At 63.2% G+C, this 18,029-nt stretch carries 16 protein-coding genes; 9 read left to right on the top strand and 7 right to left on the bottom strand.

Annotated features, from left to right (window positions below):
- Positions 1–92 precede the first annotated feature (92 nt).
- On the top strand, positions 93–449 hold the full coding sequence (locus OKW27_RS04740) for an STAS/SEC14 domain-containing protein (RefSeq protein WP_429332702.1): 357 nt from the start codon (positions 93–95) through the stop codon (positions 447–449).
- Between the two features lie 181 nt (positions 450–630).
- Positions 631–1,533: an NAD-dependent epimerase/dehydratase family protein gene (locus OKW27_RS04735; RefSeq protein ID WP_429332701.1), complete on the top strand. Its 903-nt coding sequence runs from the start codon at positions 631–633 to the stop codon at positions 1,531–1,533.
- 180 nt (positions 1,534–1,713) lie between these two features.
- Here OKW27_RS04735 and flgM read toward each other — a convergent pair whose 3' ends face one another.
- The gene (gene flgM / locus OKW27_RS04730) at positions 1,714–2,025 is read right to left on the bottom strand and encodes a flagellar biosynthesis anti-sigma factor FlgM (protein ID WP_429332700.1); all 312 of its coding nucleotides are present in this window, start codon (positions 2,023–2,025) and stop codon (positions 1,714–1,716) included.
- An 861-nt stretch (positions 2,026–2,886) separates the two neighbouring features.
- Between flgM and OKW27_RS04725 the strand changes: the two genes are divergently transcribed.
- Together OKW27_RS04725 and OKW27_RS04720 are read left to right on the top strand one after the other, a co-directional pair.
- Entirely contained in the window at positions 2,887–3,354 is a 468-nt protein-coding gene (locus OKW27_RS04725; protein ID WP_184005654.1) for a CBS domain-containing protein, read from the top strand.
- Positions 3,355–3,385: 31 nt separating this feature from the next.
- Positions 3,386–5,401: an acyl CoA:acetate/3-ketoacid CoA transferase gene (locus tag OKW27_RS04720; RefSeq protein ID WP_187613397.1), complete on the top strand. Its 2,016-nt coding sequence runs from the start codon at positions 3,386–3,388 to the stop codon at positions 5,399–5,401.
- A gap of 72 nt (positions 5,402–5,473) precedes the next feature.
- Here OKW27_RS04720 and OKW27_RS04715 read toward each other — a convergent pair whose 3' ends face one another.
- Entirely contained in the window at positions 5,474–7,804 is a 2,331-nt protein-coding gene (locus tag OKW27_RS04715) for a filamentous hemagglutinin N-terminal domain-containing protein (RefSeq protein WP_429332699.1), read from the bottom strand.
- Between the two features lie 555 nt (positions 7,805–8,359).
- On the opposite strand from OKW27_RS04715, the gene OKW27_RS04710 reads away from it, so the two are divergent.
- On the top strand, positions 8,360–9,583 hold the full coding sequence (locus OKW27_RS04710; protein ID WP_429332698.1) for a YeeE/YedE family protein: 1,224 nt from the start codon (positions 8,360–8,362) through the stop codon (positions 9,581–9,583).
- 18 nt (positions 9,584–9,601) lie between these two features.
- On the opposite strand, the gene OKW27_RS04705 is transcribed toward OKW27_RS04710, so the two are convergent.
- Positions 9,602–10,417: a DUF4410 domain-containing protein gene (locus tag OKW27_RS04705; protein WP_429332697.1), complete on the bottom strand. Its 816-nt coding sequence runs from the start codon at positions 10,415–10,417 to the stop codon at positions 9,602–9,604.
- Positions 10,418–10,590: 173 nt separating this feature from the next.
- Here OKW27_RS04705 and OKW27_RS04700 point away from each other — a divergent pair, with 173 nt between their 5' ends.
- The gene (locus OKW27_RS04700; protein WP_429332696.1) at positions 10,591–12,243 is read left to right on the top strand and encodes an FAD-dependent oxidoreductase; all 1,653 of its coding nucleotides are present in this window, start codon (positions 10,591–10,593) and stop codon (positions 12,241–12,243) included.
- Between the two features lie 42 nt (positions 12,244–12,285).
- Here OKW27_RS04700 and OKW27_RS04695 read toward each other — a convergent pair whose 3' ends face one another.
- Positions 12,286–13,188 (bottom strand): ATP adenylyltransferase family protein, encoded by a 903-nt coding sequence (locus OKW27_RS04695; protein ID WP_429332695.1) that lies wholly within the window; start codon positions 13,186–13,188, stop codon positions 12,286–12,288.
- A gap of 51 nt (positions 13,189–13,239) precedes the next feature.
- Positions 13,240–13,725, bottom strand: coding sequence for an adenosine-specific kinase (locus OKW27_RS04690; RefSeq protein WP_018422486.1), 486 nt, complete (start codon positions 13,723–13,725; stop codon positions 13,240–13,242).
- 414 nt (positions 13,726–14,139) lie between these two features.
- Between OKW27_RS04690 and OKW27_RS04685 the strand changes: the two genes are divergently transcribed.
- The 3 genes from OKW27_RS04685 (at position 14,140) to OKW27_RS04675 (ending at position 16,703) form a co-directional block, all read left to right on the top strand.
- Positions 14,140–15,447, top strand: coding sequence for a tryptophan leader peptide (locus OKW27_RS04685; protein ID WP_429332694.1), 1,308 nt, complete (start codon positions 14,140–14,142; stop codon positions 15,445–15,447).
- Positions 15,448–15,515: 68 nt separating this feature from the next.
- A complete protein-coding gene (locus OKW27_RS04680) occupies positions 15,516–15,824 on the top strand; it encodes a hypothetical protein (protein ID WP_429332693.1) in 309 nt (102 codons plus the stop codon).
- A 33-nt stretch (positions 15,825–15,857) separates the two neighbouring features.
- On the top strand, positions 15,858–16,703 hold the full coding sequence (locus OKW27_RS04675) for a GNAT family N-acetyltransferase (protein ID WP_090811858.1): 846 nt from the start codon (positions 15,858–15,860) through the stop codon (positions 16,701–16,703).
- 112 nt (positions 16,704–16,815) lie between these two features.
- Here OKW27_RS04675 and OKW27_RS04670 read toward each other — a convergent pair whose 3' ends face one another.
- Entirely contained in the window at positions 16,816–16,953 is a 138-nt protein-coding gene (locus OKW27_RS04670) for a hypothetical protein (RefSeq protein ID WP_167368780.1), read from the bottom strand.
- A gap of 25 nt (positions 16,954–16,978) precedes the next feature.
- Positions 16,979–17,875 (bottom strand): LysR substrate-binding domain-containing protein, encoded by an 897-nt coding sequence (locus OKW27_RS04665; RefSeq protein ID WP_429332692.1) that lies wholly within the window; start codon positions 17,873–17,875, stop codon positions 16,979–16,981.
- Positions 17,876–18,029: the final 154 nt, after the last annotated feature.

Here is an 18,029-nt window from a genome sequence, read left to right as displayed (position 1 = left end):
AGCGAGTGGAAAGAGGTACCATGAGTACGCCGTCGAACGCCAAGCTCATCCGTACCTGAGCGTGTAACGTCTCTCTGGCTAGAGATCCTGCCATGATCCTGTATCACACCGTCCCCGATTCGTCGGTCATCGAAATATCCGTCGAAGGCAAAATCACCGACCACGAACTGCGCGAAGCCATCGAGCGCATGCGTGGTGATCTTGAACTGAACGGTAAGACCCGCGTGCTCGAACGCATCGAGCATTTCAGCGGCATCGAGCCGAAGGCGCTATGGACCGACCTGACGCTCGGCGTCTCCGTCGCCCGCAAGGTCACGCGCGCCGCCGTGGTGGCCGACGCGGGCTGGATTCGCGCCTCGATGCATTTGGCCCGGTTCTTCTCGAAGGCTGAAATCAAGGCGTTCCTCGTCAACGAGCTGGAACAGGCGCGAGCCTGGATCAACGCCTGAACGTCGTCTCCAGCCGGCCGCATCGGGCGGAGGCCGGCCAGTTGGAGCCGCACGACTCAACATCAGAACTGTTACTGCCGAATCAAGGACACGGAGCGCAACGATCCTATGATGGAATGAGGCCGCGCGACACGCGCGGGAAAGCGCTAAAACATGTAGGAAAACAGGAGAAGAGGAGCACATGACGAAGCGAGTGATCGTGACCGGCGGCAGCGGCCTGGCCGGAAAATGGGTAGTCCAGAACCTGGTCGAGCACGGCTACGAGGTGATGAATCTTGACCGCGTGCCGATGGCGGCGCGCACGGCGCGCACGTTGATTACGGACATCACCGATGCGGGCCAGGTATTCAATGCGCTGGCATCGAGCACCGCGCCGGGAGAATTCGCCGACGACCTCGAACCAAAGCCGATCGACGCGATTGTGCATTTTGCGGCGATCCCTCGTATCATGATCACGCCCGACAACGAGGTCTACCGGATCAACGTGATGGGCACGTACAACATCCTCGACGCAGCGTCGAAGCTTGGCATCCGCAAGGTGATCGTGGCATCGAGCGAAACCACATACGGTATGGTGTTCGCGCACCGGGATCGCAGTCCAGAGTACTTCCCGCTCGACGAGGAATACCCGGTGAACCCGATGGACAGCTACGCGACGTCGAAGGTGATCAACGAAGTGACAGCGAAGGCGTTCCACGCGCGCACCGGCTCTGACATTTACTGCTTTCGTATTGGCAACGTGCTCGAACCCAACGACTACGCGAAGTTTCCGGCGTGGCTCAAGGATCCAGCACTGCGCAAGAGGATTGCGTGGAGCTATATCGACGGGCGCGATCTCGCGAACGCGTGCCGGCTTGCCATCGAAAAGGATGGCCTCGGCTTTCAGGTCATGAATGTCGCGGCCGACGACGTGTCGTCCGACGTACCTACCGCGGAACTGCTCCGACGCTACTACCCCGGCGTGCCGCTCAAAAAGCAACTCGGCGAGTTCGAGACCCTGCTCAGCAACGAGAAGCTCAAGCGCCTTCTTGGGTGGAACCAGCAACACTACTGGCGCGACGAAGCGAAAAAGGGCGTCCAGTAAGCATGGCGGGCCGGCCCCCGGCCGGCCAATCACGCCGTGCGAGTCTTCATGGACTGCTTTGAGGCGTGCCGCCACCCCGAACGCGGACCGACAACGAAGCCAATGGCTCGCCTTCACGGCTGTCAGCGCTGGCGCCTGCGTCGCTTATCCGCCGTCGGTGTTGCTACGTTCAGCCGCCGGTCAGCGAGTAGTCGTTTGCAGCACGTCGCGCGCGGTGCTTAGCATGCCGTCGGCGATCTTTCCGGAATCGACCTTGTAGCTGCCGTCACGCAGGGCGGCCTTGACCGACTCGACCTTCGCCGTGTCGATATCCGAATCGCTGGACGTGTGCATCGCGGACACTGATGAGAGATTAACCGTCGAATTCTGCGCGGCGGCAGCGCTGACCTGGTGCGCGGACTCGACGGCATCCTTCGCATCGCTGTTGATCGTTGCGCGTTGCGGACCGTTCTGCGAAGCCGCGAGCGGAAAATTGCTGGATTCAATCTTCATGGTGTGTGTTCCCCACTGGTTGAGTCCTTTAACGGTTCAGCGTTTGAAATCTTCACCCTGGCGTGGGAAGCGGAACCGTATCCACGTTTCGCCGCGAGCCGCTAAGCCTTGCCGGGCGGCCACTCAAGCCGCCTGCAGCAAATTGCAACAAAGTGTGAGCAATACCACACAACGGCAATAAACTGATCGAAGCGTCGACCCGCGCCGAATCAAAGGCGCAGGTATGCTTGAGAACGCGACGCCGCACCCCATTTTGCTTGCTGTGAACAAACGTACCCGCCGCCCCTTGGAGCCTCGATGGCCCTTTCCGCCAAGTCGCGATGTCACTGGTCGCGCCTTTGGCGATCTCGTCGCGCTTCAATATTGCGGCGCAGACGTGTGGCTCTGGCGATGCCGATGCGGCGGCCATGTGACTTCCGCCCTGAAGACGGTAGAGAGCGGTGCAGTGCGTGATTGCGGCTGCCGTGAGCAGCGTAGCGTGTGGCGGTCGCGACCGGGCTCACCTGCGCTGAAGAGCGGCGAGGTTTTCGGCCAGCTGACGACCGAGCGGTACGCTGGCGATGGATTGTGGGTTTGCCGGTGCGACTGCGGTGGTGAGGCGACAGTTAGCGCCGGACGCTTGCGAATGGGCAAGGCGCGCTCGTGCGGCAGGTGCCTCGTCGCTTCGACTCACCGAGTGGCGTAGCGCCGGAACGGAAAATGTTCGTTCGACTCAGGTCAAGCGATCTACACTGCAATTCAACGAATAAGAAAAGATCGCCAGCCTTGGCTGGGTCTGGACGATCGTATTCCGATTTCGCTTTGATTTCGCTTTGATCAAGCGTAGTCCGTACATGCTCCCCTTTCTGTCTGGAGGCGGTCATGAAAAAGGAGAGAAAGACAGCACGGCAAATTCTGTCCGGGAACCCTCGGGAGGTTATCTCAGTGGGCCCCGACGACACGGTGCTGAACGCGTTGCAGTTGATGGCCGACAAGGACGTGACGACGGTGCTGGTGCTGCAGGGCAGCAATCTGGTTGGCGTGCTGTCTCAGCGCGACTACGCCCGCAAGGTCGAGGTGCTTGGCCGCAACGCCGCGAACACCAGGGTTGGCGACATCATGACCACCCAGGTGCTTTATGTGACGCCCGAGCATACCTGCGATCAATGCCTCGCGTCGATGCATACCCGGCGGATCCGGCACCTGCCTGTGATCGAATCCGGGCGCGTCATCGGCGTGCTTTCCGACAGTGACGTGCTGGAGGAACTCCTGCAGGAGGACGAGCATTTCATCAGGATTCTCGAGGACGACATGCTCCATCTGACCATTGATACCGGTGGCGCCTATTAGAAAGTCGCGCTCGAATCAGGCGAGGTGAAACGTGAGCACGCAATCAACCGCGGGGGCGCTTTCACCGGCCATCCTTTCCCGTTCGTCCGGCAAAGTGGCGTCGGCGCGCGATGCCGTGCGCCTGATCCGCGACGGCGATACGGTCGCGACGGGTGGCTTCGTCGGCATCGGCTTCGCCGAAGACATCGCCATTGCCATCGAGGAACTCTGTACGGCGCATGACGAGGATACGTTAGTCACCCTCCCAAAGCCCGCCAACCTCACGCTAGTCTATGCGGCCGGCCAGGGAGACGGCAAGGAACGCGGACTGAACCACCTGGCGACGCCGGGACTCGTCAAGCGCGTCATCGGCGGACACTGGGGCCTCGTGCCGAAGCTACAGCAGCTTGCGGTGGATAACCAGATCGAGGCGTATAACCTGCCGCAGGGCGTGATCAGCCACCTGTTTCGCGACATTGCGGCCGGCAAGCCAGGCCATCTCTCCCGGGTCGGCCTCGGCACCTTCGTCGATCCGCGCTTCGGTGGTGGCAAACTGAACGAGCGCACCACCGAGAATCTGGTCGAGTTGATGCGGATCGGCGACGAGGAATATCTGTTCTACAAGGCCTTCCCGATCAACGTCGCGATCGTGCGCGGCACCACTGCCGACCCGGAAGGCAATGTGACGATGGAGCGCGAAGCCCTGACACTGGAGGCTCTCGCGATCGCCATGGCCGCGCACAACTGCCGCGGCCTCGTGATCGTGCAGGTGGAGCGCATCGCCGAAAGCGGCTCGCTCAATCCGCGACAGGTCAAGATCCCCGGCGTGCTGGTCGATTGCGTCGTGCTGGCGCCGCCCGAGAACCACCAGCAGACCTTTGCCACACCATACAGTCCGGCGTACGCCGGCGAAATCCGGGTCCCCGCGAGCAGTGTGGCGCCGATGCCGATGAGTGAGCGCAAGGTGGTCGCGCGACGCGCGGCAATGGAACTCCAGCCAAACAGCGTGGTGAATCTCGGGATCGGCATGCCCGAAGGCATCGCCAGCGTCGCCAACGAGGAAAGGATCCTCGACCTGATGACGCTGACCACCGAGCCCGGCGTCATCGGCGGCATTCCGGCGGGAGGCTTGAACTTCGGCGCGGCGACCAATGCGCAGGCGATCATCGATCAGCCCGCCCAGTTCGATTTCTATGACGGCGGCGGGCTCGACGTCGCCTTTCTTGGCCTCGCCCAGGCCGATCGCATGGGAAACCTCAATGTGTCGAGATTCGGGCCGCGCCTGCCCGGCGCCGGAGGCTTCATCAACATTAGCCAGAATGCCAGGAAAGTCGTGTTCGTCGGCACTTTCATGGCGGGCCACAGCCAGATTTCGGTCGTCGACGGCAAGCTGCATATCCACCGTGACGGCACGGCCAGGAAATTCATCGAGGAAGTCGAGCATCGCACGTTCTCTGGCCCGTATGCGGCGGCAATGGGCAAGCCGGTCCTCTACATCACCGAGCGTTGCGTGTTCGAGCTGGGCGCCGAGGGCATGGAACTCATCGAGATTGCACCGGGCGTCGATCTGGAGCGCGATATTCTGGCCAGGATGGACTTCGCACCGATCCTGCGTTCGCCGACGCAGATGGACGAGCGGATTTTCCTGCCTGAACCGATGGGCCTGCGCTCGAATGTTTTGCGACTGCCGCTGGAAGCGCGCTTCATCTACGACGACGACAAGAACATCATGTTTCTCAATTTCGCGCGCCTCGAGGTGAAGCGTCCCGACGACATCGCGGCGATCCGGGCTCAGGTATGCCGCGTCTGCGAACCACTGGACCACAAGGTTTATGCAGTGGTGAACTACGAGGGTTTCGTGTTGGACCCCGCGCTGGAGGACGCGTACGTCGAAATGGTCGAGGATATGGTGCAGCGCTACTATGTCGGCGTAACGCGCTTCACTACCAGCGCTTTCATGCGCGCCAAGCTGGGTGGCGCCCTTACGCGGCGCGGGCTGTCACCTTATGTCTATGAGACGGAGGCGGAAGCGCAGGCCTACCTGCGCGAACAGTCGTCAAACCGCTGAATCCGGCTTGCATCGTGATCGCGGCACCGAAGGCCGAGTGCGCCCGCGCCGGGTTCTGTCGGACCCTCGATGTCAGTGCCCTGCCAGCCAGCGCAACTGAGGCCCCGGATATCCCGCGACCCACGTGCCGTTCGCGCTGAAATCCCACGTCGGACCGAAGCTCGCCGGCTCGAGCAACTGGATGTCCGTGAGTCCGCTCGAACTGGCCACCGCCGTGCCCGAACCGACACCCGCCGCCGCCCCCGACGATTGGCTGTTCCAGAACACGTTCGCCGCGATCCGGCCGCTGTTGGTGCCCGCGATACCGCCCTCCGTCGAGTTCGCGCCCGCCGTGAGCCTGGACGCGGCATACGACTGGCGGATGAAGCCCGTATTGCTGCCGACAAGTCCGCCGACAGTCGCGCCGCCGTTCAGGAATTCGTAGGCATACGATCGGGTGATGGCGCCATGGTTCGTGCCGACGAGTCCGCCGACCGTGCTTTGCGCACCACCCGATGCGGGGGCGATCGCGAAAGACTGATCGATGCGGCCATCGTTGAGCCCGACCAGCCCACCGATCTGACCCACGCCGATGATGTTTACGCCCGCCCACGAGCGCTCGATGCGCCCAAAGTTCTCGCCGACCAGACCGCCGGCCACTGTGCTCGTGTTGCCCGGGGCACCGATGGCGCCCGTTGCGCCGACGTTCACCATGTATCCGTAGTTGATGCCGGCCAGCAAGCCGACCGTTTCTCCCGAGGACGTCGCGGTGCCTTCCGCGAGCGTGAAATTGCGCACGACGCCGCTTTTGCCGATCACGCCGAAGAGTCCGGTATCGGCCGTGCTTGAGAGACGCAGATCCGCGGGGAGATGCCCCATGCCGTCGAACTGACCGGTGAACGGATTCGCGGCGGTGCCGATGCCTCCGAACTCCGGCGCACCCGCGAATTCCAGCCCCCTGCTGCCCAACGCATAGTTGCCGGAGAGGTTGTTATTCACCGCGCTCAGGTCCGTCATGGAGTTGACGAGCTGATAGGCCGTGAACTGCGTGACGAGCCCAGTAAACGGCGCGGGGTGCCACGATACGTTGGTGTACACCGTGCCGGGCGTGTAGCTGCCGTTCATGTCGTACAGGCCGGTGACGATGCCCATGCTTCGCGACCAGTCGACCGTGCCCTGGTTGGTCAGACTGCCGCCGTTGTCGAAACCATAGGTGTCGGCGGACAGCGTGAGCGAGCCTGTGCCCCTATTGGCGATGGTCGCCTGCGGTGCGATCGTCAGCGAGTGCGCCGCGTCGAGCGTCAGGGAGGAGGCTCCGCGCCAGCGCACGCTCGCTTCGATCGCGATGTCTCCCTCGCCGGTCGCCCCGAGCTTGCCGTCCGCGCCGTTCGCGAGCACGGAGATGGACGCGCCGTTGCTCAGACTTGCGCCGAGCGTGTTGGCGGTCGGGACGTCCGCGGTGAAGTCCCCCGTGGTGATGTTCCATGCTTTCGCCCGCACCTCCGCGCCGCCGACCTTGACGTCCTTGCCGGACATGTCAAGCGTGCCGCCGCTGCCGTCCGCGTTACGCGCGCTGATCTGCGCCCCGCGCGCATCGACGTTGCCGGAGTTGACGACGACCCCGTTGACGGTGGTGTTCGCGACGAGCCAGACGTGGCCGTCGCGCGTCGCGGTGCCGGTGGCGCGCAGGGCGCCCGAATGACCCGCGAGCGCGAAGATATTGCCGTCGGCCGCCTGCACGTTGATGATCGCCGCCCGTACCGTGCCTGAGTTCGTCACCGTGCCGCCGCTTCCCACCTCCACGAAGACTTGTTGAAAGTTGCCGTCGAAGAGCCGGACCTGACGGCCTGCGACGAGTTCGGCATTGCCGTTCGGCGCATCGATCGTCCCTGCGTTCGTGACCTTGCTGGCCGATATCAGGAACACGTCCCCACCCGACGAACTGATCTTGCCGAGATTGACTACATCCGCCGTGGAACTGCCTGTGTAAGCCGAGCCACCGAACCCGGGCGGGTTGAGAAAGACGTCGTTGGGGACGTCGAGCGTCGACGCGACGAAACGCCCTCCCGTCGACACCACGCCGCCTGGCCCGATGAGCACGCCATGCGGATTGACGAGGTAGATGCTGCCGGTGCCCTTCAGCGTGCCGTAGATCGCCGACACATCGTTACCCGTCACGCGATTGAGTGTCGCGCCCGTGCCGTTGTTGATCGACACCGTGCGGCACGATCCGATCGAAAAACTGTTCCATTCGATGATGCCGCGCGAGCCCGCTTGCGTGATGCTCATGCCGGCATCGTTCTGAGTGATGCTTCCCGAGCCGGCGACGAAATGCCCGCCTTGCGGCACGGTACCGGCCGCGTACGCGACGTGCGTCGTGGAAAGTCCGGTCAGCGAAATGACGATGGCAAATGAAATTCGCACGCTTGCATGACCGCGTTGCGATGGACGTCGCCGCAGCAGAGATGGCCTTCGAGTGCTCATACATCCCCCTTCCACGCTCGCGCGAAACGGCTGCCAACGACCCGTGGAGCCGACCGGAAACGCGTGAGTCGCCGCGTATGAAGATTAGCAGTTCGTCTCGTCGCCACTTAACGACCGTGGCTGATTTGGTCGATATTTCGGCCCGAAATGTTGTTGCGCGACCGGGACGGGATTACCGTCGCCTTCCATCTTGATAACGATTTCAATGCAAGTTTGAAATACCTTTATTACGGGAGGTTATTAAGTCACTGGTTTCAAGCGCGGTCGACCATCGTCAAGCGCCCGTGCGGCGGGCCTTGCAGCCTGGCGGCACCGCCCGCACCCGTATTTGCGATCGAGCAGCGCGAACCTTGCTGGGCAACAGCCGCAACGCGACATTTCGGTATACTCGCGAGCTTTCCCAAAAACGATTATTCGCGGCCCTCCTCCCGCGCAGCGACCGCCGTTTCATAGGCGTGCCGCCCTCGCGCGACAAGCGTGCCCGCCCCGCTCTCCATGTCCGATCTCTCCACGCCGTTCGGCGCGCCCCGCCGTCTCGTCAACATCAATCCGAAGCCGCTTTCCGTCGCGTTCGCGCTGGTCGTGCTCGGCGCGATCTATCTCGCGCAGACCGTCAGCGTGAAACAGGCCGCGCTGTACGTCCTCGGCGCGCTGCTCGGCGTCACGCTCTATCACGCCGCGTTCGGCTTCACGTCCGCATGGCGCGTGTTCATCGCCGACGGCCGCGGCGCCGGCCTGCGCGCGCAGATGCTGATGCTCGCGATCGGCGTGCTGCTGTTCTTCCCGGCGCTTTCCGCCGGCACGCTATTCGGTCATCCGGTCGTCGGTGAAGTGTCGCCCGTCGGCACGTCGGTCCTGATCGGCGCGTTCATGTTCGGCATCGGCATGCAGCTCGGCGGCGGCTGCGCCTCCGGCACGCTGTATACGGTCGGCGGCGGCAGCACACGGATGGTGGTCACGCTGATCGCGTTCATCATCGGCTCGGTGATCGGCACCGCGCACATGCCGTTCTGGTCCGCGCTGCCGCATCTGCCGCCGATCTCGCTCGTGCAGACGCTCGGCGTCGGCCCGGCGATCGCGCTGAACCTCGTGGTGTTCGCGGCCATCGCCGCGCTGACCGTGCTGATCGAAAAGCGCCGTCACGGCCGTCTCGTCAGCGGCGTGGAGCGCGCCCCGAACGCATCGCCGTGGCTGCATGGACCGTGGCCGCTCCTCACCGGCGGCGTCGTGCTCGCGATCCTCAACTTCGTGACGCTCGCGCTGTCGGGCCATCCGTGGGGCATCACGTCGGCGTTCGCGCTGTGGGGCGCGAAGGCGTTCTCCGCGATGGGCGTCGACGTCGCGAGCTGGCATGTGTGGAGCACCGGCCCGAACGCGGCCGCCCTTGCCGCACCGATCAGCCACGACGCGAAGTCGGTCATGGACATCGGCATCGTGATCGGCGCGATGGTTGCCGCTTCGCTGGCCGGCCGCTATGCGCCGGTGTGGCGTCTGCCGCTGCGCTCGCTGATCGCGGCGATCGTCGGCGGACTGATTCTCGGCTACGGCGCGCGCCTCGCGTACGGCTGCAATATCGGCGCGTACTTCAGCGGCATCGTGTCGGGCAGCCTGCACGGCTGGCTGTGGCTCGTCTCGGCATTTTTCGGCAACGTGGTCGGCACGAAGCTGCGTCCGGTGTTCGGCCTCGCGGTCGAGCGCGTCAAGCGGACGGGCTGCTGAGCGGGCGGCTTCGGCCGCCTATCGGGCGGGGGCTGCGCTGCCGGCCTCCCTTGCACCCGTCTGAAGCCGTCGCGCGAGTTCGTCAGCGATCTGCTGCGCGCTTTTCCTGACCGCCGTCTTTTCATCGCGGCCCGACAGCACGACCTTCGCGGCGATCACGTACGGGTTGAGCTTGATCACGGCGCCCGGCATATCCCTGCTCGCCCCCTCTTCAACAGTTTCATAGAGCGGCGGTAACTCCGGCGTAGCCAGGTTATCGCAGGAAACCGCGACCTGAAACTGGCTTTGGCCCGCGCCCATACCCACCATCGCGCGACGCAGCCGATTACCCTCATCGACACTGAGAAAAACGCCGCGCACCTGCCAGCCGTCGTGGGGCAGCGGTTCACCCGGCGTGACGCGGCGCGCGTCTACTCCGGCCTTCTTCAGATCGTCCGTCAGAGATTGCGCCATCAGCGCAACCATGTCTCGCGCACGCGCCTGCGGATCCTGCTGCTGACGCACCGGGCCCTCAGGCACCAGATTGCCCAGGATGCCTCGCGCGCGGTGGCCTGGCCCGCTGTCAGGGGCGATGTTCGCGGCGTCGAGATCGAAATCGGAGACATAGACGACCGGCGGTGCGACAGGAGCCGCGAGCGCTGCCGACGAATCCGCGGCCAGACATCCTTGCGCGCTGGCACACACGTACGTCGCCAGACATATCATTCGCACCCATCGCAACACCATTGCGCACCTCCACGCTGATCGACCGGTACTGGTTGCATGGCAGCGACGAAATACGGCATTCATATCGCGGCCGTTCATCCAGCTTAGGTCTTTCAGAAGCGCACCCATGGCTTGATCGTCTGCATCGCGATCTGAAAATCCTATACTGGGTCGGTGCGGTTGCCGACTTCGCGCTTTGTCTGCGCATCCGTTTGCGCGAGTCCAATCGTCCGACATGACGCCTCTGAAACCCGGTGCACCGCGCGTTGCGTCATCTGCCTGACAGAACGGAAAATCAAGCCATGCTGACGATCGACGACATCCGCGCCGTGCCGCTGTTCTCGACCCTCCCCGACAGCGAACTGGAAATCCTCGTGCACGCGTGCGCCGACCTGCATCTATGCGCGGGCGAGTTCGCGGTCCATGAAGGCGGCGAGCGCGCGTTATACGCCGTGCTGTCGGGCAAGATGGAAGTCATCAAGACGTTCGACGGCATCGAGCGAACCTTGGGCTGGCGTCTGCCCGGCACGATCTTCGGCGAAGTGCCGCTCGCGCTGAGCGCACCGTTTCCGGGCGCGTATCGAGCGGCCGAGCCTTCGCGCGTGATGCGGGTCGACGCGCCGCAATACTATGCGCTCGCGGCGGCGTCGCCCGACGTGGCGTTCAAGATGGGCGCGCTCGCGCGCGAACGCATCGGCGGGCTGCAAAGCCTTTCCGCCGAGCCGCCGAAGGCGCGTGTGACGATCGTCGGCAACCGTTGGGACAATGCGTGCACGCTGCTGCGTCAGTTCCTCGCGCGCAATCAGATCAGCGTCGACTGGCTGGCGCCGGATGCGCCCGAATTGGCCGCGCGCTGGCCTGGCACGTGTCCGACGCAAGGCGAGTGCCCCGCGTTGCGCCTCGTCGACGGCACAGTGCTGAGGCGGCCCGCGACCCGCGAGCTTGCGGGACTGCTCGGCCTCCAGACGCAGCCGCGTCTGGCCGGATACGACACGGCGATCATCGGCGGCGGCCCCGCGGGGCTGGCTGCCGCGGTATACGGCGCGTCGGAAGGTCTGCGCACGCTGGTGCTCGAGCGCGAGGCGCCGGGCGGACAGGCGGGCACGTCCTCGCGCATCGAAAATTATCTCGGCTTTCCCAATGGCGTTTCCGGCGACGAACTCGCGAGCCGCGCGCTGCAACAGGCACGGCGGCTCGGCGCGGAGATCCTCGTGACGCGCTCGGTCGAGCGCATCGATGTGCAGGCGCGGCGGATTCATCTCGACGGCGGCGACGCCGTGCACGCTCGAACCATCATTCTCGCGACGGGCGTCGCGTGGCGGCGGCTCGCGATCGACGGCTTCGACCGCTTGATCGGCAAGGGGATTTACTACGGCGCGGCGCGCAGCGAAGCGAGCGCGACGCACGGCCTCGATGTCCATCTGATCGGCGGCGGCAATTCGGCCGGCCAGGCGGCGTTGTACTTCGCCAATCATGCGCGCAGCGTGACGCTCCTCGTGCGCGGCGATTCGCTCGAAAAGGGCATGTCGCGCTATCTCGTCGAACAGCTAGCGGGCAAATCGAATGTCGCGGTGCGGCTGCGCTCGGAAGTCGTCGGCGCGCATGGCGATACGCATCTGACGGCCATCACCGTTCGCGATTCGACGAGCGACGCAGTGAGCCGACACGACTGCGGCGGTCTGTTCGTCTTCATCGGAGCGGATGCGCAGACGGAGTGGCTGCCGCCCGAAATCGCGCGCGATGTGCGCGGCTACGTTCTGACCGGCGATGACGTCGTCAAGGCCGGACGCTGGTCGCATCAGCGCGATCCTTATCTGCTCGAATCGAGCGTGGCTGGCGTGTTCGCGTGTGGAGACGTGAGACTGAGCCCTGTGAAGCGCGTCGCTTCGGCCGTCGGCGAGGGCAGCATGGCGATTGCTTTCGCGCACAGGTATTTGCAGTCGGACGGAGCTTGAGTTCGTCGCGTGAGTCTGCTGCGCGATCGGGTTGCGCGGCCGCTATGGATTCGCAGGCAGCGCGACGCGTTCCAATACCGTCATCGGGCCGAGCCTTTCGATCACGTCCAGTTGAGCCGCATCGCGCACGAACAGCGAACCCGCAAAGCCGAGCGCGTTGACCGACACGCCTTCGACTCGCTCTTGCGATCTCGGCACGAGCAACATCCAGCGCCGCGTGACCAGCAGGTTGTAGGGCGTCGCATGACAGCAGGCACGGTCGATTTCGAGCGCGCCGATATCCGCCGCGTCGAGCAGCGTGCGATAGCGGGAAAGCGCCAGCTTCGGCGCATCCGCGCGAGCCAGATCATCGGCGTGAAAGCGTGCGAACGCATGCCGGAACGGCAGATCCGCCATGCCGTCCTCCGCACCGAGCAAGGGCTCGACCGGCACGGACGGATCGGCTTCCCCGAGCGGCAGCGGCACGATCTGCAGGTGCTTGTGCGGCTGGCTCGCGCCCGCCTGCGTGCCGGCGTTGTAAAAGCCGATGCCGTCGAATTCGGCCATGCACGCGAGCAGCGCTTCGAAATCGGCAAGATCGAGCAGCGCTTCCTGCGGTTCGAATTCGCGCGTGACGATCAGCAGATGATGATCGATCACGTTGAACTTGTTCAGCAACGCGAGGTGAGTATCGGAGATGTCGGCGACGAACAGATCCGGCTCATAGGGAAGAAATGGGTTCGCCTGAGGGTGCTTTGCCGTCTGCAGCTTGCGCGCTTGCTCGCGTTGCTGTTCCTTGCGCGTCAGGCTCGACACCCGACGCACGAGAAAGCGGATGCCGCCGCTGTCGATCACGGACTGTTGCGTGTCGATCGGTCGCAGCGCGCCGCAGCTCAGCGCATGTCCGGTCTGTCGCACAATGGCGGGCCACAGCGTGCCCGGAATCAGGCGTCGTTGTCGTTCCATAGGATGTCGGCAGGCGTGGCGGCGCGCGTAAAGCGGGTGAACGCGCAGCCGCTACAACTTGTAGCCTATCGTGCGCAAAAGATCCTTGCGCCATTGAATGTCCTCCGCGCTTTCCGTGCCGACAGGCGAAAAACCATCGACCACGCCGACGATGCCTCGCCCCTGATCTGTTTCAGCGATCAGCACTTCGACGGGATTCGCCGTTGCGCAGAAGATGCGGCAGACCTCCGGCACGGCCTTGATCGTGTTCAGCACGTTGACGGGGAAAAAGCCGTCGCCCAGAAACACGAAGAAGCTATGGCCCGCGCCGACGTTGGTTGCGTTCTGGCATGCCATCTCGACGAGGCTTTCGTCGGTGCCGGAGCGCCGCACGAGGCGCTTGCCGGAAGCCTCGCAAAACGCGAGACCGAACTTGATGCCGGGCACCGTGCCGACCATCGCTTCGTGAATATCCTCGACAGATTTGATGAAGTGGCTTTGCCCGAGAATGAAGTTGGTCGCTTCGGGCTTGACGACCTTGACGGCGGACAATTGCATGGTGGACCTCGCTCCATTGCGGCAACACGCCGATGAAAACACGTCGAACACGGGCCAACGCGACCGTGGATGGTTCGCGCGTCAGCCGGTCTTCGTCGATCCGGCTTCTAGCCTAGTACTAACCGCGCGTGAGCGAAACCTCGACCGACCACGAGCCGCGGGATTCGAACGCGCCCGGACACCGCTTCCGGGTCGCGCCAGTCCAGGATCGAGCAGGCAGAGAAAGCCTGACTTATGGCGGCACTGATCGACCAAAAGCCGATTCATCCTCATAGCGTTTTGACCCGCTTTAAACCCCCATCGCACCGCGACAACCTCTCCGGGTCAACAAGGTCAACCGCCGGTTTACGCCCCCGACCGAGTGTGCAAGTATCTTCACCAAGCCGCATCCCGCACACTCTTGCGAGGTTCACGATGGCCTGGAAACTTTGGAAGACCGAGAAGCGGTACGACGAGACGCGAAGCTGGCCGAGCGGCACGCATGAGTCGTTGAAGCAGCTTCTGGATATGTACCTGAGCAGCGACTCGCCACCGTTTGCGAACTGGGCCGCGCCTGGAATTACTTTTGCGCCCGAAATCGAAACGCTCGCGCGAAACGGCGTCCGGGGGTATCAGCTTGCCCTCTGGTTGTGGCTTTTCGCCGAGAAGCACGGCACGATCGCGGCAAAAATGGTGCGTGAGTCTTTGTGCCTGCTCGCCGACGCGATGCAACCGTCGTCCGGCGACAAGATCGACTCGCTCCTCGACCTCGAAAACCGCCTCGCGCATTCTGTCGAGGACCTTTCCGCTCAACAGCGCACCTTCCGACTGGAGGGTCTGTCCGTCGAGCTACCCATGGAGTTTTTCCTCGCTACTGCCTTCCTCAGGCTCGCACCGGACTCGCCTTATGCCGGGAACGAAGGCACCGACCTGCAAGGCAACGACTTCAAACTGGCCGACTGTTTTCAGCATGCAACCGAAGAGGGGCTGGCGGTATTCCGGCCCATGATAGACGCGGTCGACTTCGACGCGAAATCGCTGCCCAACTGGAGATGGAGCGCTCATCCCGGCGCCGCCGAGCGACACCTGCAACGCCGCCACAAGAATCCCCTGTTCGCCCTTCATCGCCAGATGGTGACGGCTCACGAGGTCTATGAGGCGCGGCTTGCCGACGCTCGGGCCATCGAGGACATCAGGACCGAGCTCAATGAGACCAGCCGGTCGTTCTCCGAGACGACCGAATTGCCCTTGAACTGGCAGCCCTTCCTCGAAGGATACCGGGACCACGTCGACAGGCTCGACGAACGCCGGCTCGTCGTTGGCGGACAGAGCACGTCGCTCGGCAACGCAATTGCAGCGTTGCGCGCCGACATACTTGCGACCTGGCGCGCTTCGATTCACAAGAACCGGCACAGTCTCGCGACTCTGGAGCAGGAAGAAGCGAAACGGGCTGAGCGACGGACGCTGCTGTATGGATGCGAGTGGACGGCCCAGCTTTTGAGCCACGGGTCGCTGATCCCGGCGGAAGAGGTGGTTCCCGCCCTGCTAAGCGAGCCCCCCTCCGAGCTGGAAAAGGTGGTGACCGGTCTGCGGGGCGAACCGCGACTGCATGAGACGCTTGCGCAGTGTTGTGCAACTGCGCATCGGCTTGTGAACGAGCTTCGCGCGGCTGGCCATCAGCTTCCCGACATCGACGACAAGCTTCGCATTCTGGATGGTGCGCCCGGCCAGTTGCCGGTCTGATCGTCTTCGAGGTGTGCCATGTCCTGTTACCTATTTGGATGCCACGCCCGACCCACAAAAGGCCACTTATGAACTCTTCCTCTCGTGACCCCGCATCTACGCTTTCAGAGTACCTGGAGCTTTCGCTAGACAAAGGAAAGAGCCTGATTTTTGTGCTCTCTCAAGGCGAAAATTGCGAAGTCTACCTTGGTGATCCTGGCGAGCCAGACGCGGACTGGACAAGCTGCGCGGCCATTCCGAACAAGCTGGTCCACGCGCTTCTGGAGACCACGCGGTCAGGATTGAACCAATTGGTCATTGAAGGACAGGCCTACCGCTTCGCTCGGACCTTCGCGCAAGTTGCCGAGCAGGGCGCTGTCGTCTTCACACCTGCGTAGACGTTGTAGCCAATCAAGTTGATGCATTTGATCATGGATGATCGTGACGATTTCCTTGTGCGCAACATGGCGTTCCGCGAGGTCGATCTGGCGGTCGAATGGGCTGCGGCAGAGGGGTGGAATCCGGGCCTCGACGACGCGAGGTGCTTCTGGAATGCGGACCCCAACGGCTTTTTCGTCGGTACCTGGCGCGGGGAGCCGGTGGCATGTATCTCGGCGGTCGCCTACGATGAGCGCTTCGGTTTCATTGGCCTCTACATCGTCAAGCCGGCGTTTCGCGCCAGGGGTTTCGGTCTGCGCACCTGGCAGCACGCGATGCGCTATCTGGGAGATCGTACGATCGGCCTCGATGGTGTCGTTGCCCAGCAGCAGAACTATAAAAAATCCGGCTTCCAGCTCGCCTATCGCAACATCCGCTTCCAGGGCGTCGTGCAAGCTGCGTCGACGCCAAACCTGACGAACGCGCGGGAGGTACCCTTCGCGCAACTGGTTGCCTACGACAGCGCATGTTTTTCGACCGCCCGTCCCCGCTTCCTGGCGGACTGGATCGCGCAACCACAGGCGCTGGCCCTGGCGGCTGTGCGCAATGCTCAGATAAGGGGGTACGGCGTGCTGCGCCGTTGCGGGACCGGCTACAAGATCGGTCCGCTCTTTGCCGACGACGCACGGATCGCCAACGATCTGTTCGACGGACTGGTCGCGAGCGTCGCAGGCGAAGTCATCGCGTTCGACGTGCCGGAGGTCAACACGGCAGCCGTAGCGCTCGCTGAACGCTACGGCATGGTTAGCGCGTTCGAAACGGCGCGAATGTACACTCGCGCCCCGCCAGCCATTCCCGTGCAACGCGTGTTCGGGGTGAGTTCGTTCGAACTAGGTTGACTGCAAAGATCGAGCCGCTGGAAAAAACCGGCGGTGATGCGCCAGACCTCCACTACGATCCGAGCGGTCCGCCCCGAAAGGGAACGATCATCGAGCGACCGTAAGCGACGACTCACGCTTCAATCTTCACTTCGTCGCGCGAAGGCTTGGTACGAACGCTCAGATAGCCGACGGTCTTGCCGCTTTCAATCACCGGTGTGACGTTCGCGCATACCCAGTAATGGTCGCCATTCTTGCGGCGGTTTTTCACGAGCGCTGTCCTCGCGACATGAACGTCACTTTCGCGAGACCCACTTCTTCCTTTCCGGAACTTCGACGGTGGCGTCGACCGGTGTGAACGGTGCGTGAAAATGATCGACGAGGAAGTCGATGAAGGCGCGCGCCCGCGCGGTCTGATTGCGCTGCCTGGGGTAATAGACGAACAGGTCCGCGGACGGCAGCACGGTATTCGGCAGCACCAGCTTAAGGCGCCCGCTCTGTACATACTTGGCCAGATCCCATTCAGAGCGAATCAGAATCCCATGACCGTCGAGCGCCCACCGAAGGACAATGTCGCCGTCATTGCTCGATAGCGCGCCTTTCACCTTGATCGCCTCGATGTGGTCGTTCACGATGTAGCGCCACACGCCATAAGCGTCATCGTTCTGCCGATGAATGATGCAGCGATGCTGGTGCAGGTCCTCCACCCGCTCGGGCGTTCCAGAACGTTCCAGATATTTCGGGGACGCGCAAAGAAAACGGCGATTGCTCATGATGCGCCTCGCGCTCAGGCGACTGTCGGGTAGCTCGCCGAACCGTATCGCCATGTCGAAGGCCCCTTCGACGAGATCGACCGGCCGGTCTGTCACCTCGAACTGAACTTCGACATTCGGAAAACGCTTTGCGAAGTCGGAGACGAGCGGCGCGATGGTGGTCCTGCCAAAACCGAGCGTCGCGTTGATGCGCAACGGCCCATGCGGATCGCGTCTGGCGCCGGATATGGCCTCCTCCATCTCGCGGACCTGCCCGACGATCTGGGACGCGTAGCGCAGATAGGTCTCGCCCTCGGGTGTCAGGCTGACGCTGCGCGTGGTCCGGTTGACCAGACGCGCGCCGAGCCGCTGCTCGATGATCCCCAGCCGCTTGGTCGCCGCTGGCGGACTCAGATCGAGCGCCCGGGCGGCGCCGGACATGCTCCTGAGTTTCGCCAGGAGAATGAAGAACTCAAAGTCGGATGCGGGAGCAGTACTCACTTTTGGTGAAATATGTAGTGAACGTAAGTGAATTCTAGCAAGCTCTTTCGCGGCTAAGCTAAGCACCACATTGAAGCCGGTGTGGCTCAATAAC

The sequence above is a fragment of the Paraburkholderia sp. 35.1 genome, assembly GCF_050436525.1.
Taxonomy (GTDB): Bacteria; Pseudomonadota; Gammaproteobacteria; order Burkholderiales; family Burkholderiaceae; genus Paraburkholderia; species Paraburkholderia tuberum.
The sequence above is the reverse complement of the archived record's forward strand: the minus strand, read 5'-3'. Positions and strand labels throughout refer to the sequence as shown.

Excerpts from the sequence above, each read along its gene's own strand:
- OKW27_RS04740 (WP_429332702.1), top strand. The coding sequence starts at position 93 with ATGATCCTGTATCACACCGTCCCCGATTCGTCGGTCATCGAAATATCC.
- OKW27_RS04735 (WP_429332701.1), top strand. The coding sequence starts at position 631 with ATGACGAAGCGAGTGATCGTGACCGGCGGCAGCGGCCTGGCCGGAAAA.
- flgM (WP_429332700.1), bottom strand. The coding sequence starts at position 2,025 with ATGAAGATTGAATCCAGCAATTTTCCGCTCGCGGCTTCGCAGAACGGT.
- OKW27_RS04725 (WP_184005654.1), top strand. The coding sequence starts at position 2,887 with ATGAAAAAGGAGAGAAAGACAGCACGGCAAATTCTGTCCGGGAACCCT.
- OKW27_RS04710 (WP_429332698.1), top strand. The coding sequence starts at position 8,360 with ATGTCCGATCTCTCCACGCCGTTCGGCGCGCCCCGCCGTCTCGTCAAC.
- OKW27_RS04705 (WP_429332697.1), bottom strand. The coding sequence starts at position 10,417 with ATGGGTGCGCTTCTGAAAGACCTAAGCTGGATGAACGGCCGCGATATG.
- OKW27_RS04700 (WP_429332696.1), top strand. The coding sequence starts at position 10,591 with ATGCTGACGATCGACGACATCCGCGCCGTGCCGCTGTTCTCGACCCTC.
- OKW27_RS04695 (WP_429332695.1), bottom strand. The coding sequence starts at position 13,188 with ATGGAACGACAACGACGCCTGATTCCGGGCACGCTGTGGCCCGCCATT.
- OKW27_RS04690 (WP_018422486.1), bottom strand. The coding sequence starts at position 13,725 with ATGCAATTGTCCGCCGTCAAGGTCGTCAAGCCCGAAGCGACCAACTTC.
- OKW27_RS04685 (WP_429332694.1), top strand. The coding sequence starts at position 14,140 with ATGGCCTGGAAACTTTGGAAGACCGAGAAGCGGTACGACGAGACGCGA.
- OKW27_RS04680 (WP_429332693.1), top strand. The coding sequence starts at position 15,516 with ATGAACTCTTCCTCTCGTGACCCCGCATCTACGCTTTCAGAGTACCTG.
- OKW27_RS04675 (WP_090811858.1), top strand. The coding sequence starts at position 15,858 with ATGGATGATCGTGACGATTTCCTTGTGCGCAACATGGCGTTCCGCGAG.
- OKW27_RS04665 (WP_429332692.1), bottom strand. The coding sequence starts at position 17,875 with ATGTCCGGCGCCGCCCGGGCGCTCGATCTGAGTCCGCCAGCGGCGACC.